Annotated in this window: 13 protein-coding genes; 8 read left to right on the forward strand and 5 right to left on the reverse strand. The window is 53.6% G+C overall.

Going from position 1 to position 15,568, the window contains the following annotated elements; all coding sequences use genetic code 11:
* Window positions 1-46 precede the first annotated feature (46 nt).
* The 6 genes from EL386_RS06830 to EL386_RS15605 all read left to right on the forward strand — a co-directional run bounded on the left by EL386_RS06830 (window position 47) and on the right by EL386_RS15605 (window position 5,053).
* Window positions 47-616, forward strand: a complete 570-nt coding sequence (locus EL386_RS06830) for an HPF/RaiA family ribosome-associated protein (protein WP_126454686.1) — start codon at window positions 47-49, stop codon at window positions 614-616.
* Window positions 617-693: 77 nt separating this feature from the next.
* The gene (gene ahcY / locus EL386_RS06835; protein ID WP_126454688.1) at window positions 694-1,947 is read left to right on the forward strand and encodes an adenosylhomocysteinase; all 1,254 of its coding nucleotides are present in this window, start codon (window positions 694-696) and stop codon (window positions 1,945-1,947) included.
* Between the two features lies 1 nt (window position 1,948).
* On the forward strand, window positions 1,949-2,659 hold the full coding sequence (locus EL386_RS06840) for a protein-L-isoaspartate(D-aspartate) O-methyltransferase (protein ID WP_197722168.1): 711 nt from the start codon (window positions 1,949-1,951) through the stop codon (window positions 2,657-2,659).
* A gap of 58 nt (window positions 2,660-2,717) precedes the next feature.
* Complete coding sequence (locus EL386_RS06845) at window positions 2,718-4,121, forward strand: NfeD family protein (protein ID WP_126454690.1); 1,404 nt, start codon at window positions 2,718-2,720, stop codon at window positions 4,119-4,121.
* Window positions 4,121-4,870 carry a slipin family protein gene (locus EL386_RS06850; RefSeq protein ID WP_126454692.1) on the forward strand — a complete coding sequence of 250 codons (750 nt, stop codon included), beginning with the start codon at window positions 4,121-4,123 and terminating at the stop codon, window positions 4,868-4,870. The genes EL386_RS06845 and EL386_RS06850 overlap by 1 nt, the downstream gene beginning before the upstream one ends.
* A gap of 42 nt (window positions 4,871-4,912) precedes the next feature.
* The gene (locus EL386_RS15605) at window positions 4,913-5,053 is read left to right on the forward strand and encodes a hypothetical protein (protein ID WP_172597646.1); all 141 of its coding nucleotides are present in this window, start codon (window positions 4,913-4,915) and stop codon (window positions 5,051-5,053) included.
* 12 nt (window positions 5,054-5,065) lie between these two features.
* On the opposite strand, the gene EL386_RS15935 is transcribed toward EL386_RS15605, so the two are convergent.
* From EL386_RS15935 to EL386_RS06875, 5 genes are all read right to left on the reverse strand, one after another.
* The gene (locus tag EL386_RS15935) at window positions 5,066-5,371 is read right to left on the reverse strand and encodes a transposase (RefSeq protein WP_420856725.1); all 306 of its coding nucleotides are present in this window, start codon (window positions 5,369-5,371) and stop codon (window positions 5,066-5,068) included.
* A gap of 101 nt (window positions 5,372-5,472) precedes the next feature.
* Window positions 5,473-5,802, reverse strand: coding sequence for a hypothetical protein (locus tag EL386_RS06860; RefSeq protein ID WP_126454694.1), 330 nt, complete (start codon window positions 5,800-5,802; stop codon window positions 5,473-5,475).
* A 137-nt stretch (window positions 5,803-5,939) separates the two neighbouring features.
* Window positions 5,940-6,314, reverse strand: a complete 375-nt coding sequence (locus tag EL386_RS06865) for a hypothetical protein (RefSeq protein WP_126454696.1) — start codon at window positions 6,312-6,314, stop codon at window positions 5,940-5,942.
* A gap of 40 nt (window positions 6,315-6,354) precedes the next feature.
* Complete coding sequence (locus EL386_RS06870) at window positions 6,355-9,630, reverse strand: FecR domain-containing protein (RefSeq protein WP_126454698.1); 3,276 nt, start codon at window positions 9,628-9,630, stop codon at window positions 6,355-6,357.
* A 74-nt stretch (window positions 9,631-9,704) separates the two neighbouring features.
* The gene (locus tag EL386_RS06875; RefSeq protein ID WP_126454700.1) at window positions 9,705-11,924 is read right to left on the reverse strand and encodes a CHASE2 domain-containing protein; all 2,220 of its coding nucleotides are present in this window, start codon (window positions 11,922-11,924) and stop codon (window positions 9,705-9,707) included.
* Between the two features lie 478 nt (window positions 11,925-12,402).
* Here EL386_RS06875 and EL386_RS06880 point away from each other — a divergent pair, with 478 nt between their 5' ends.
* Together EL386_RS06880 and EL386_RS06885 are read left to right on the forward strand one after the other, a co-directional pair.
* Complete coding sequence (locus tag EL386_RS06880; protein WP_126454702.1) at window positions 12,403-13,983, forward strand: bifunctional aminoglycoside phosphotransferase/ATP-binding protein; 1,581 nt, start codon at window positions 12,403-12,405, stop codon at window positions 13,981-13,983.
* A 286-nt stretch (window positions 13,984-14,269) separates the two neighbouring features.
* On the forward strand, window positions 14,270-15,556 hold the full coding sequence (locus EL386_RS06885) for an HD-GYP domain-containing protein (protein WP_126454704.1): 1,287 nt from the start codon (window positions 14,270-14,272) through the stop codon (window positions 15,554-15,556).
* Window positions 15,557-15,568: the final 12 nt, after the last annotated feature.

Consider the following 15,568-nt stretch of genomic DNA (forward strand, 5'->3'; position numbering starts at 1 on the left):
ACTGTTTATGATAATGATTACCTGGCTGTAACAAATGGAGGTTGGCATGAAGATCCCTTTACAGATCACCTTTCGAAATATGGAACCCTCTGATGCCGTTGAGGCAAAAATCAGGGAAAAGGCCGCGGGCCTGGAACAGTACGCCAAGGATATAATGAGTTGTCGTGTCATTGTCGAGGCCCCGCACAAACACCACCATAAAGGCAATATCTACGCCGTTATCATCGATGTCACCCTGCCGGGTAATGAAGTTGTCGTCGATCGAAACCCCGGTCAGGATCATGCCCATGAAGACGTTTATGTGGCCATCAGGGATGCCTTTAATGCGGTGCGCCGCCAGCTTGAAGATTATCTCCGGCTGCGCCGGAACAAGGTAAAGACCCATGAAACCCTGCCACATGGGGCTATCAAGGAACTCTTCCCGGAACAGGATTATGGCGTTATCGATACGCAGGATAGCCGGGATATATATTTTCATCGCAACAGCGTGATCAATGCGGATTTCGACAAGTTAAAAGTTGGCGATAGCGTACATTTTAGCGAAGAGATGGGCGAGGAGGGGCCGCAGGCCAGCACGGTCCACGTGGAAGGCAAACATCACGCCGCTATAAAGTAACAAAAACAACTTAGCGAATAGTGGCGGGTGGGTAATCGACGGCTTCGCCGTACTTCTTTCTGAGCAAGAGGCTATGTATGTCGGATATCAAAGACCCGTCACTGGCAACTACGGGGGCGTCACGGATCGAATGGGCGCTCAGGGAGATGCCCGTTATTCATGGCCTGATGCAGAGTCTTGCTGACGAACGCCCACTGGAAGGTATACGCATCAGTGGCTGTCTGCATATCACAACCGAAACCGCGAACCTGGCGCGCACCCTGAAGGCGGCCGGTGCAGAGGTCGTCTTGTGTGCGAGCAACCCGCTTAGCACCCAGGACGATGTGGCTGCGGCACTCGTATCCAAATACGAGATCCCTGTCTATGCCGTTCGCGGTGAGAGTACCGATGTCTATTACCAGCATATCCAGGCGGCATTGGATCACCGGCCGCAGCTGACCATGGACGATGGCGCCGACCTCGTCAGTGAACTACACAAGACTCGCACGGATTTACTCGACGGGATGATTGGCGGCACCGAGGAGACCACCACGGGTGTCATTCGCCTGCGCGCCATGGCGCGTGACAAGGCGCTCAGGTTCCCGGTCATCGCCGTCAACGACGCCATGACCAAACATTTATTTGATAACCGTTATGGCACGGGGCAGAGTGCACTCGACGGTATCATCCGCGCCACCAACATCCTCCTGGCCGGCAAGACCTTTACGGTAGTGGGCTATGGCTGGTGTGGTCGCGGCGTGGCCATGCGCGCTGCGGGTCTGGGTGCCAACGTCATTGTCACCGAGGTGGATGCCCTGCGTGCACTCGAGGCGAGTATGGATGGCTACCGTGTCATGCCGCTTATCGATGCGGCCATTCAATCCGACTTTATTCTCACGGTTACCGGTAACAAACATGTTATCGATGAAACACATATGCGTGTGATGAAGGACGGTTGCGTACTGGCCAACGCCGGACACTTTAATGTCGAGATCAATATCCCGGTGCTTGAAGGGCTGAGTGTCAGCAAGTCACGGCCACGACCGATGGTGGATGAATACCGGCTGGCGGATGGTCGACACCTGTGCCTGCTCGCCGAGGGCCGTCTGGTTAACCTGGCGGCGGCAGAGGGGCACCCCTCTGCCGTGATGGACATGAGTTTCGCCAACCAGGTGTTGTGCGCCATCTACATGTTTCATAACCGTGACACGCTGCAAGCTGCCGTGCACGCCGTCCCGCTCGAAATCGATGAGGAAATTGCACGACTGAAACTCACTGCCATGGGCAGACGTATCGATCAACTCACGGCAAATCAGCGCCACTACCTGTCTTCGTGGCAAGAGGGAACGTGACATGGGTGTCATTGATACGGTCAGGGATGAGCGACTCAAGCGTATGTTGCAGCAGATCGATACCGAGGCAGGTTATACCGCCTCGTATACGGGCAGGCAAAAATTCGATGAGAGGGTAATGGCCGCAATGGCCGCAGTGCCCAGGGAAAAATTTGTTCCTGATGACCTGAAGCCGTTTGCCTATAACAATGAGCCACTGCCGATAGGTTATGGGCAGACCATCTCGCAGCCCTATATCGTCGCGCTGATGACCGATATGCTGGACCTGACGCCGGAGAAAAGTGTGCTCGAGATCGGCACCGGTTCCGGCTACCAGGCGGCCGTGCTGTCGTTGCTGGCAAAAAAGGTATACAGCATCGAGAAAATTCCTGAGCTAGCCGAGTCGGCCAGCAAGAGGCTGCAGCAACTGGCCTATGACAATATCGAAACCCGTTGTTGCAATGGTTACCGGGGCTGGCAGGAAAAGGCCCCCTTTGACGCGATTATCGTCACTGCCGCGGCCACCCATATCCCCAGTGTGCTCGTCGAACAACTCAAGCCCGCGGGTCGTATGTTAATCCCCGTGGGCCTGCCGTATATGCCACAGGAACTCATGTTGGTGACAAAGGACGAGCAGGGCGCGAGCCAGAGCCGGTCGATTCTTGATGTCGCCTTTGTGCCGCTCGTTGTCGAGGAGGGAGAGAATGAAGGTGCGTCGCAGGAACAGGACTGAAAGGAATGTTAACCCGCATCGGTTGTGCTGAAAAAAGTTTTACCAGGGATGTATATTTATGTTCAAGATGATCAGGATATATGTGCTTATACCGCTGTTGTTGTCGGCAGGCCTGTTGCTGAATATGGTGTCTGCCGGCAACGGCACTGGCGAGGTTGTCGAGTTAAACATTGAGGGGGTTATTGGCCCGGCAACCGATGATTATATTGAACGCGCCCTGCAAACGGCGGCAGAGTCACGTGCCGAACTGGTAGTGATTAAAATGGATACGCCGGGTGGCCTGGACACGGCGATGCGCGGCATTGTCAAAAATATCTCAAATTCGGCCGTGCCGGTTGCAAGCTTTGTTACCCCGACCGGGGCGCGCGCCGCCAGTGCCGGCACCTATATTCTCTATGCCAGTCACATTGCCGCCATGGCCCCGGGTACGAACCTGGGGGCGGCCACACCCGTGCAGATAGGCGGGGGCGCGGCGCCCGCTAAAACAGACAAGGCGCAGGATAAAAACAAGGCCAATGACGCCGATAAGTCAGACAAACAACCCATCGCTGCAGCCGATGATGCCATGAAGCGCAAGCTGGTCAATGATGCCGTGGCCTACATCCGCGGACTGGCACAGCTGCATGGTCGTAACGAGGCGTGGGCGGAAAAGGCCGTGCGCGAAGGGGCCAGTTTGCCTGCAGGGGATGCCTTGAAAATGAAGGTCATCGATATTATCGCTACCGGCATGGGCGACTTGTTGAAGCAGATTGATGGTCGTGAGGTCAGCGTGCAAGGCCAGAAACGCATTCTGCATACCGACGGGCTCACTATCAGACTGCTGGAACCAGACTGGCGTAGTCGTTTCCTCAGCGTGATCACCAACCCGACGATCGCCTACATCCTGATGTTAATCGGCATCTATGGATTGATACTGGAATTCTCTAATCCCGGCGCCATTGTGCCGGGTACCGTCGGCGCAATTTCTATCCTGATTGCACTCTATGCCTTCCAGTTGTTGCCGGTTAATTATGCCGGGATGGGGCTCATCCTGTTAGGGGTGGCGTTAATGGTCGGTGAGGCCTTTGAGCCGAGTTTCGGGATACTGGGGATCGGCGGGGTTATTGCCTTCGTTATCGGTTCAGTAATCTTGATAGACACAGATGTGCCCGGCTTTGATATAGATATTTCGGTTATCATCATCTTCACCGTGATCAGTGCACTGATTTTTATTCTTGTTATTGGTATGGCGATAAGGGCGCGCAGGCGACCTGTAGTCAGTGGCCTTGAAGAAATGATCGGTGGCGAGGCTGTTGTAAAAGATGATTTCGATCGCAAGGGTATGGTCAGTATACATAGTGAATTATGGCAGGCTGTTAGTGACAGGCCTTTGCATAAAGGTCAATCAGTAAAGGTTACCGGCATCAGTGGTCTGACACTGGAAGTTGAGCCACATAATACATCAATAGAGGAGAAAGAATAATGACCGCATATACACTTTATATAGTGCTGGCACTTGTAGTCATGTTTCTGTTCAGCGCGATCAAGATCCTGCGCGAATACGAACGTGGCGTAGTGTTTCTGTTGGGGCGCTTCTGGAAGGTCAAGGGCCCGGGATTTATCATTATTATCCCGCTCATCCAGCAGATGGTCAGGGTTGATCTGCGCACGGTTGTCATGGACGTGCCCAGTCAGGACGTTATATCGCGAGACAATGTCTCTGTGCATGTCAATGCTGTGGTCTATTTTCGTGTTATCGATCCGGAAAAGGCGATTATCCAGGTGGAAAACTTTTATGTCGCCACCAGTCAGCTGGCACAAACGACCTTGCGTTCCGTGTTAGGTAAACACGAACTTGACGAAATGCTGGCTGAGCGCGAGCGCCTGAACGTCGATATTCAGAGTAGCCTGGATCAGCAAACCGATGCCTGGGGTATCAAGGTAAGCAATGTGGAAATCAAACACGTTGACCTGGACGAAAGTATGATACGGGCGATCGCCAAGCAGGCCGAGGCCGAACGTGTCCGTCGGGCAAAAATTATTCATGCCGAAGGTGAAATGCAGGCCTCGGAAAAACTATTGGAGGCAGCGCAGACGCTTTCGCAAAAATCCGAGGCCATGCAGTTGCGTTACCTGCAAACCCTGACCGAGATCGCAGGCGAGCGCTCCAATACGATTGTTTTTCCGCTGCCCATGGAACTGCTTGAAAAATTGACGACGACAGGCAAGTAAACCCGGTTACAGCATAATGGCCACTGGTTTTGAGTGAAGTCAGTGAATAACAGCAATGAAAAGGACGAAGAGATGGATGAAGAAACCAAAGCCTTGCTACGCAGTATTGCCCATCACCTGAAGTGGGTGATCGTCCTGCTGGTGGCCATCGTGGCCTTGTTGATTACTTATAGCACGGAATAAATTTTCAAGGGGTCAGAACACTTGAAATCGCAGCATCTTTGATACGCTCTGCTCTGACGATGGCGTTACAAGCAAGTGAATGTGATGGGTCATGAGCACATAGGCATGAATCGCGCAGCCGTTTTCCTCGGCGGCATGGGCAAGCGCATCAAGATATTGCTGATAATCGTCTGCGCAATAAAAGACGGCTTGTCGATTATTGCCACGTTGAATGACGACCAAGGATGGGCTAATACCGCGGGTGCATGGACGGACAGGAGCGGTGAACGTGTAAGGCTTGTCCAGGCACCACGATTCCGGGTAGTCGAGGTATCTCACCCTCCCTGGTAAGATTGATATGGCTTGTTACTCGATTAAATCAAAGTCTCAGGGCAAATCAAGTGTTCTGACTCCTTGATTTTGCCTTGATTTGGATCGTTTTACCAGCAAAGCTGTTGGGCAGTACCATTAATGTCATACGTTGTCCAGCAAGTAAGCGTATCCTCTACCCCCTGCTTCGCCTTCTTCTGAGTAGTTCTTGTACCCTCTTTTAGTGTCACAACAGTTGTTGGATTGGTGATACCACAATCACCCGTGCAGGGTGTGCCAGGGTTTCCATTCTTATCTTTAAGTTCATAGGTACCGTCCTCATAGAGAGTGATCTTGCCAGCCTTTTTCTTGGTGGCTTCGCTGCCGTCACCACTGCAACCGGTGAGTAGGGTCAGCAGGGCAAAGGCGAGTATAGATAAGGATAGGGTGTTTTTCTTCATTTCATGCTCCCGTGTATTTAGTCATTATCATGGTTAGGGTGTTAATCAAACGTTAACGCCATCCTTAGCTAAATTGTAGGTTGCCAGTAAAGCTTCAAGGAGCTAGACACGTTCAAGTGTTATGATCCTTTTATTTTTTACCAGCAGAGTTGTTGAGCTGTTCCATTAATGTCATACGTTGTCCAGCAAGTAGAACCCTTGGTTCTCAGCAATGGGATCGTGACGATTTGTTCAATACCAACATCATTGGGCTTCTTATTACCCTGGAAGCCTTTACATTTTCCACTTGAGCCTGGCTTAATGTTGCAGCTTGGGGCGGCAACTCCTTCAGTATTGGCCAATTCATAGGTGCCGTCTGCATAGACGAGTATCTTTGCAACGACAGGGTTCGATGGAGGGGTGCTACTACCGTCACCACCAGCGTTGGCCTGCTTAATGAGCCCGCTGCAACCCGTGAGCAGGGTCATCACGGCAAAGACGAATATGGATAAGGATAGAGTGTTATTTTTCATTAGGTACTCCCATTTTTTAGTCATCATCGTGTCTATGGTGTTAATCAAACGTTAACGCCATCCTTAGCCAAATACTCCGATCGTGGTAAATCGTCGGCGGCTGGGCCAGCCCAGTGCGGAAGTTCGCATCGCGGTAATTAAAGTCCTCTTCGAACAGGTTGCGGATCTCGAGATTGATCAACCCCTGGCGTTTCGGCAACCGGTAACCGAGGCGTGCATCAAAGATCCAGAAGTCATCTTCATCACGTCGTGAGGTGGTTGGCGAGAGCGGTTGGATGAGCTCCTGGTCATAGTAGGTCGCGGTCAGGCCGCCGGACCAGCCGTTCGGGTAATGCAGGTTCACACTCATGGGCAGCCGGTGCGTGGTCAACTCGCGTGGTTCACCTATATCCGATGCCACGGTAATTTCTCGCTCGAAGTCCTCGAACTCATACTCGGCGGCGAGAGATACAAACTTATGCGGCGTCCAGTACAGGTAGGCGCGGTGCGCGTATTCAGTCTGGTCCTCATCTCGAACATTACTGCCGGTAGTTAATGGAACATCTAGGTCTCGCTTGGTTAGTTCCAATCCGGTATAAACTTGTTTATTAAAGCGATGTTCCAAAGCAATGCCGTAGTTTTTTGCATCCGTTGTATTGGGGTCATCGAAGAACTGGTTAAAACCCGCGACCTGGGTCGGTTCAAGTGTTTGGTTACCAGTCAGTGGCCGTTTCAGGGTGCGAAAGCCAGCGGCACGTAGACGGGTCTTTGGTGATACTTCCCATTGCAAGCCGAGTTTAGGGTTCGTTTGCTGAGTAGCAAGAACTGGGTCATCAAGGTCATCATGACTCAGGCCGAGAGTCAGATTCACATTATTAAAGGCGCGCCACTGCGAATAGGCATAGGCATTGTCCGTCTTTATGTCGAACTTGTTATCAGATGGCCCGCCTGCGAGCACGATGCCGCCCGAAGTTACTTGAAAAATATTCTCATTATCGAGCGCAGCGCGGTAATTTCCAGCGCCGATGATGAGTTCATACGTATCCTGTTTGCGAATATATTGCAGCTCGGCGGTACGTGCATTCGAGTCCTCTGTGCGTACATCCTCACCAATAACCGGCCCAAATGGACCAAATGGTGAAAGCTGGACATTCTCCTCCCGCGTAAACAGCGTATCACGGTAGATAAACGAACCGAGCAGGTGCGAGTTCGGGCTCAGCTGGTTGTGGTAACCAAGGCGGAAGGTGGTCTCGTCACGCGTTTCGCGCCTTACCTCCGAGAAGTTCTCAGGGTCGAAGCGCAGGCGCAGGTCACCATTTTCTCGTTCACTGGCTTTGAGTTCAAACTGCAGGCTCTGCTGCGGGGTGATGGCGGTCTGGATGAAGAAGTTGACGATGTCATGCTGGAAGTCGTTATTATCGCGGAAGCCGTCGGTCTGGAAGTGGTACTGGCCGACACTGATCGAGGTGTTATCGTAGAGTTCCGAGTAAACAACTTCATCACCGGCCGTGTTGTTGTTGCCGAGCAGGGCCGAGACCTGCCAGCGCGACTGGTTGCGCGCAAACAGCGGGTCGTATTCATTAAAACTGGCGCCACCCGGGCCGGCATTCGGCTGGATACCGAGTTCACTCTCGGACAGGTGCGGCGCGACCGGGTTGATGTTGAGCGGGGCGAGCAGTTGCGATTGCAGCAACTCACTAACGCGACCGATCTCATGCCGTGGCCGGTTGGCATACGACTCGGCGAGGAAGCGGTGTGCGGAGTGGTTGGCGAAATCCTCGTTGATCGAGCCGAAGGCCTCTTGTTGGGCGAGCTGGTCAAAGCCGAGGTCTTGATAGATGCGGGCCTGGCTGGCGCTGCGCGCGGCCTGGTCCTCATCGAGTAACAGTTTGGAGCGATACACGGCGCGGTTGTCGTTCAAGGCTTCGGATTTTTGCAGATCCTCAAGGGCCTCGACCGGGCGATTTACGCTTTGTTTCTGGATGGCGCTGTAGAACCAGGCCGTCGGGTCGTTCGGGTCCAGCGCTTTGGCCATGTCGAACTGACTCGTGGCGACCGTATCACGTTTTTCTTCGTAATAGGCCTTGCCGAGGTAACTGCGGATTAAGGCATTGTTCGGATCCAGGCTGGCGGCATATTCGATCTCGCGGCGGCCATCTTCCAATTCGCCGCGGCGGATCTTCGCCAGGCCGAGGCCAAGGCGAGCCAGCGGCTCGGCCTGATCGCGTTCAATGGCCTGGTTAAACGAGGCGATGGCCGGCTCTATCTTTAATTGGGTCAGGTTGGCAAAGCCGAGCACGCTGTGGGATTTGGCGACAGCCGGATTGAGGGCGACGGCTGTTTCGGCAGCGGCCTGCGCCTGCTTGAGATCGCCCACCATTAAATACAGTTCGGCGAGGCGTGCCTGGGCGAGTGCGTTGTTGGCATCGAGGCCGGCGGCGGCCTGCATGGTCTCGAGTGCCCCGGGTACATCAAAATTGGCCTGCTGCGCATAGGACAGGGCCAGCCGGGCGACGGCACTTTGCGGATTACTGGCCACGGCCTGTTGCGCCCGTTGCAGGGCCATGGCCTTGTCATTATTGACCACGGCAATGATTGCCTGCAGCGCCAGTGCCTCGGTGTGTTGCGGTTGTTTGTCCAGCAGCGTGCTGAGGCCTTGTTGGGCCTCGCTAACACGGCCCGTGGCGAGTTGCTGTGCGGCCTGATTGATGGCCGCCTGCGGCTGCCCGGCATCAACGATGGCCGGGTAGTAGAGGGCCCACTGCACGGCATCGCGTGGTCGCACATGCAGTTTCAACACGGGTGCGGTGCCTTTTAGCGCCAGCGCGGTCTGGCCGGGGTTGAGCACGAGTTCGCCCTGGTCATTCGTGGCCCTGACCACGCCCTCGAAGACGGTGACCTCTGCTTGCCCGGCCTGTACGGCGACGACAAACTCGGTGCCCTCAATTGAGGCGTTGACGAACGGCGTGACGATCTTGAAGGCCTGTTTGACGCGGCTGATAAAGTGGGCGATGCCTGCCTTCAGGTCGAGGCTCGAGGGCTGCTCCAGTGACAGGTTGGTAAAGGTGATGGTGCTGTGCTGGTCGAGGCGCAGGATGGTGTCGTTGTTCAGCACCAGGGCGGCGCGGCTGTTGCTGCCGACGCGGACGACATCGTTTTGACAGAAGCTGTCACCGAGGTTAACGGCCTGCCAGGTTGCCCCCGTTGCTGCGGCGACGCGCAATTCGACCGTACCCTGCACGGAGACGGCCTTGGCCACCCCTTGCTGACAGCTCTCGGCATGTGCCAGTGTTGGCCATAACAGCCAGATTGAAACTACAATTCCCCAGTACCGCATAGAGCCCCCATAGCTATGACCCTGGTCGTGTAGTCTCCACGTCCATCCCTGTCAGTCGGTTTACCTTGCTTGTTCTATTTCTTATCTAGTGTGATAACGCCGTCCCATTCAGCGGGGGGCGGGTTATGTTTATATTTCTTACAGTATTGTAAATAAAACTGGGCGGCCTTGTCAGTAGTTATTTGTCGACTCATGTCGCCAAACAGCTCCATGGCCTCGTCCCACTGGCGATTTTTCCAGGCCAGCAGGGCCTGGGCAAAGCGATCACAGTGCTGTTTGCTCGCGGCATCGAGGTCCTCTTCACGACACAATAACTCAAACAGGTGGATGGCACGGGTCTTGCCGGCAAGCCGGAAATGCCCGAGTTCACGCATGGCAATGCCTTTTACCCCTTGAATTACCGGTGCGGAGGCGATCAGGTAGGTGCCGAGCCTTTTATTCAGGTGCTCGATGCGGTTCGAGGTGTTGACGATATCGCCAACCGCACGGTACTCGAAATGGTCCATGGCGCCGACATTGCCGAGCATGATCTCACCGGCATGCAGGCCGATGCGCGTCGGCAGGACATGTGCAGGTCGGTCAGCCGTGACGGGGCCATTCATGAGACTGACGATCTCGAGTGCGGCGGCGCAGGCCTCGCTGCGCAGGACGACATCAGACTGCGGTGCCGACCAGATCGCCAACATCTCGTCACCGACGACGTCGGAGATAATGCCGTTATGGCGGCGTACCGGTTCGAATAACAGCTTGTAGTAGTTATTGATCAGCACGCTGAGTTGCTCGGGGGGGATCTGCTCGGCCATCCGCGTGTACTGTTCTGCATCGCTTGTCAGGCAGATGCCATACATTTGTTGTTGCTTCGCCTCGATATGGCCGGCATTCCTGGCGATCTTGTTGACCACGCTCTTGGGCAGGTAAAAACCAAAGGCCTCACGAATTTGCTCGCGTTCACGTCGCGTTTCCAGGTATTGCCAGAGGATGGCGACAAACAGTGCAAACGGAGTCTGTATGAGCAGCGGCACCACCCACGGCAGCCACAGGTAGTGATCGCGAAACACAACATAGCAAATGGCGGCATACGCGCCGGCCATGGCGAGGGCACTGACAACGGCCGGCACGGTGGGTAGGGCACGGCTCAGGCTTGCGATAACAAAGCCATAAAGGAGGATAAGGGCGATAAAGTTCAGCGGGGTCAGTGGCCGGATACCCTGGTGGTGCAACAGATTGCTGAAGGCGGTTGCGGCGATCTCGACACCACTCAGGTCGAGGCCGTTAGACTGCGAAAAGACCGTATAGAAGTTATCTTTCTGTTCCGGTTGCAGGAACTCCGAGAAGCCAACGAAGACGACCTTGTTCGTGAGGTCGGGTACCCCGGCCGAGTCGGGGTCGATGAACTTATAATAAGGAATAGTCGTGACTGTGCGCGGCGGGCCATAAAAATTCAGATAGTGCTGGTTTGGCCCGCTATACATGTTCAACAGTGCCTGCAGGCCGCTGTCTGATGGGCTGATCAATGCTGGGCCCAGTTCGGGCCGGGTATTGAACAGGTAGCGCAAGGCACTGACGACACGGCGCAGCTCGCCGTCTGCGAGCAAGTCCTCGGGCGTGGCGGGCAGTGCCTGTGCCGATTCCGGCAGGCGTTCGGCGATGGCCTGCCGTAAGGCCGGGTAATCCTGCAGCGTATACAACTGCAGGGCGAGCGCAGGCAGGTTGGGCACCTCGCCCGCCGGGACACGAAAGGTCCAGAACTTTGTGACCTTGTGCGGGTATTTCAACAGGGCAAACGGTGCCAGTGCCAGGGGCGCCTCGGCGATCACGCGGGTGGGCGGCACAAGCCGTTCGATATTGATGGTCTGGCTCATGTCCTCATGACTGGGCAGTGTGCCTTGTTCGGAAAGGATATCGCGCTGCAGGTGGGCAAACAGAATCACGTTACCGGCACGGCGGATGGCGGCGGCCAGTGCCCGATCCTGTTCGGCCCCGCGATCCTCTTTGAAGAAGATGTCTATGACAATGGCCTTTGCACCGCCTGCACGCAGTTTGTCAATAAGCTGTGCATGCAACTGGCGCGGCCACTTTGCCGGGTGGTTCGGCAGGCCGAAATGATCAGAGGAGACCTTGTCTATGGCGACAATGACACTCTCCGCCGGGGCGACGATCTTGCCGCGTAGCCCGAACAGTACATCCAGACCGAGGTTTTCCTCGAGCTCAAAGCCTGCAAACAGGAAATACATCATGGTACCTAACAGGGCGGTGACGCTGCCGAGGCTGATGGCTTTGAGCGCTCGATGCATAAAGACTGACCTTGGACCTTATCATTATTGTAGGGAACAGGCGGATGCCGTGCCTGTTTCCAGTCGTTGAGGAGAGTTTACGAGAATATGACGCCGATGTGCAGTCTTGCCGAGATTACCGCCGGGCCGGATAACGACAGCCTCTCTGGAAGGGCATTATCCCTGGCCTCCTGGCTGAGTCGATGTGGGGTGGTAAGCCCACGTCAGCACAAGTAATATCGAGTCACTGCCTCAGGTAAACATGAGCGTGCGGGGGCTTTGACACAGGTCATGGAAGCATCGGCCTGTACGTAGCAGACTAACCTTTAAGTGGCTATGAATATTCCTTTACGGGTTACTTTCAGTGACTAAAGTCTAAGCGGGGTGAATGGATGGATGAAGAAACCAAAGTATTGCTGCGTAGTATCGCCCATCACCTGAAGTGGGTGATTGTCCTGTTGGTGGCCATCGTGGCCTTGTTGGTCACTTATACCACGCAATGAATACTATCCAAGCACAGCAGCCTGCGCTTATTCGTTCAATGATGCAGCCTGCGCTTTACGGGGCCCCCGTAGAGAAGTGTCAGTTGATCGAAACCCATATCTCCTGGGTCATCCTGACCGGGCCTTATGCCTACAAGATTAAAAAGCCGGTTAACCTGGGTTTTCTGGATTTCTCAACGTTAGAAAAACGCCATCTCTATTGCGATGAGGAAGTGCGCCTCAATCGCCGTTTGGCAGCGGATATCTATCTGGAGGTGGTGCCGATCACCGGTTCGGCAGAGCAGCCGTGTCTGGCGGGCAAGGGCGAGGTAATTGAATACGCCGTGAAGATGCTGGAGTTTCCACAGCAGATACAACTGGATCGACTGCTCGACGCAGGTGGGTTACAGGGCAGGCATATCGATGCGATTGCGACCATGATCGCCGATTTCCACAACAATATAGCCGTGGCCGATAAGAGTATGGTTTACGGCTCACCGGAGCGGATTCTCAAGCCGGTTGTTGAGAACTTCACCCATATTCGTGAGCAACTCGGTCAGCAGCTGGAAACGTACGCATGCTCACCGATACTGGATGCCCTGCAGCAATGGAGTGAAAAAAGTTTTCGTGATCTACGGCCGTTGTTCGCCGCACGCAAAGACGGCGGTTATATACGCGAATGCCATGGTGACCTGCATTTGCGCAACCTCGCCTGGATTGCTGATGCCCCGCTGGCCTTTGATTGCATCGAGTTTAATCCTGATCTGCGCTGGATTGATGTCATCAGCGAAGTCGCCTTCCTGACCATGGACCTGCAGGCCCGGCAACAACCCGGGCTGGCGCAGCGATTTCTGAATGCCTATCTTGAAAAGACGGGTGACTATGCGGGGGTGCGTGTCCTGCCGTTTTACCTGCTTTACCGCGCCATGGTACGGGCCAAGGTGGATGCCATACGTGCCTGCCAGGCCGGTATTACAGATGAGGAAAAGGCCGAAGCCGAGGAGGGGCTGGCGGATTATTTACGACTCGGGCAATCGTCTATACAACCGCGCAGTCCAAGGTTGATGATAACCCGCGGCATGTCCGCCTCGGGTAAAACCTCATTGACACAGCCCCTGCTGGAGGCCCTGGCGGCGTTGCGGATACGTTCCGATGTGGAAAGAAAACGCCTGTTTGGTATTGAGGCAGAGCAGGCCGCTCATGCCGAGACCGGAGCAGGGATCTATACGGCTGAAGCGACGCAGCGTACCTATAATAAGTTAGCGGAACTCGCCGGCGACGTCATTGATGCCGGCTATCCGGTAATTATTGACGCGACCTTTCAGAAGTATGAACAACGCGAACGCTTCAGGCAGCTGGCAGAGGCAAAAAAGGTGCCCTACGTGATTCTTGAATTTACCGCCTCGGCCGAAACCCTGCGGCAACGTATTGTTAGCCGGGAGAAGGGCGCCTCGGATGCGGACCTTGCCGTGCTTGAACAGCAGATGAAACATTGGCAACCACTCAGAGACGATGAGCATGTTCATGCCCTGAAGATTGATACCGAAACGGCGCCCAATATGTCCTTACTTGCTGAACAGGTCGCACGTATGGCGTGATAAATCACGCTATAGTGAATGCCTCTATGTCGATCGATTATTTACCCGGAGCCCCCAGCATATAAATCCTAAACCACAATAAAATTATTGATATAGGTAGCTTGCAGAGGAGAGGATGTCCAAACTGCGGCCCTGCATGAAACGGCACATGAATTATCAAGATCCTGGCATGGTGACCGATATAAGAATCTGTATGAGTCCCAATACGGGCGATGGGTGACGTTCATAGACAAACTTCTCCTGACGGCTGTTCACGACCATATCGGCAAAAACCCGGGATCAAGAAATGGATAAGGAATATCATAATAATTATCTTCGCCATGTAACCGCACTGGGAGACAGCCATGATGTGCTGACCCATGAAGATATTTATGCACAGAACGGCATAAAGCTGGTGAATAAGAATGCCAGAATTAATCGTCACCTATATGAAAACCTGATACATCACAAACTGCTCAAACCCATCGATTTTTCATTGACGATTAATAATGCGGTGAGCGCCAACAGCCTATTCAAGGAAGCGAAACGGCTGATTGAAACAGAACCTTGCTTGAAGAAGGCTGTCGATGCCCTGAACGATCAAGAATTACCATTAAGGATAATGAGTGCGATAAATCTGCCCTCACCGCTGGCTTTTAAACTAACCGTTTTGCGCGAACGCAGCCTGAAGACATTTCAGCACAGTATAAGGGTTGCCCTGGTCAGTATTTTTCTTGGCGATAAAGCGGGATTTGATAGAGACACCCTGAATTGTCTGGCGACCGCAGGCATGTTTCATGATGTTGGCATTCTACATCTCAATGAGGAGCTACTTGATTCTTCGCGAAAGTTCACAGATCAGGACCGGCATAACCTATATGCACATCCGCTGCTCGGCTCCATGATCCTGGAGCAATTCCCTGAATATCATCCATCGATCAGTCAGGCCGTATTGGATCACCATGAGCGGTTGGATGGCAGTGGCTATCCGCGAGGTCTGACTCACGAAGATATTAGTGAACTCGGCAAGGTGCTGGCTATAGTTGAGCTCGCCACCGGATTTTTAGAAAAGTATACAGGGAACGACGCTGCGGCAAAGCTGCAGGTTATTTTAAAATTTAATTCTACCAAGTATTCGGCCGATTTAACCCGGCATCTACTCAGTCTGTATAAGGCCGCCGAAATGGATACTGCGGAACGTCAAATCACGATGGAATCGTTAGCTACAGATATGAAGAGTGTTTCAAGTATTTTACAACATTGGAAACAATTTAATAACAACGATAAGGCTGATGGCCAGAATATCAATGATAAAGAAGTTCAGGAACTAATTGATGACCGCATTCAGGAACTTGAGCACAACTTAATGCATGTTGGTATGCGACTGGAAGATTTTCCTGGCATCATTAGCCAGATTCAGAATGATCCACAAAGCCTTAATGAGGTCTCCCTACTCAAGAATGAAATGGTTTACCAGGTCAAGTCATTACTTGAAGAGGTCGAAAGACACCTTGAAAAGCACACGGAGAACTATAGAGAGCGGGATTGTGTGCTCACAAAGTGGCTGGAAAAGTCCAAGACCCTCTTGTTCTGATCTTTGCGGCTG

The organism is Sulfuriflexus mobilis (assembly GCF_003967195.1).
In the GTDB taxonomy this organism is placed as follows: Bacteria; Pseudomonadota; Gammaproteobacteria; order AKS1; family AKS1; genus Sulfuriflexus; species Sulfuriflexus mobilis.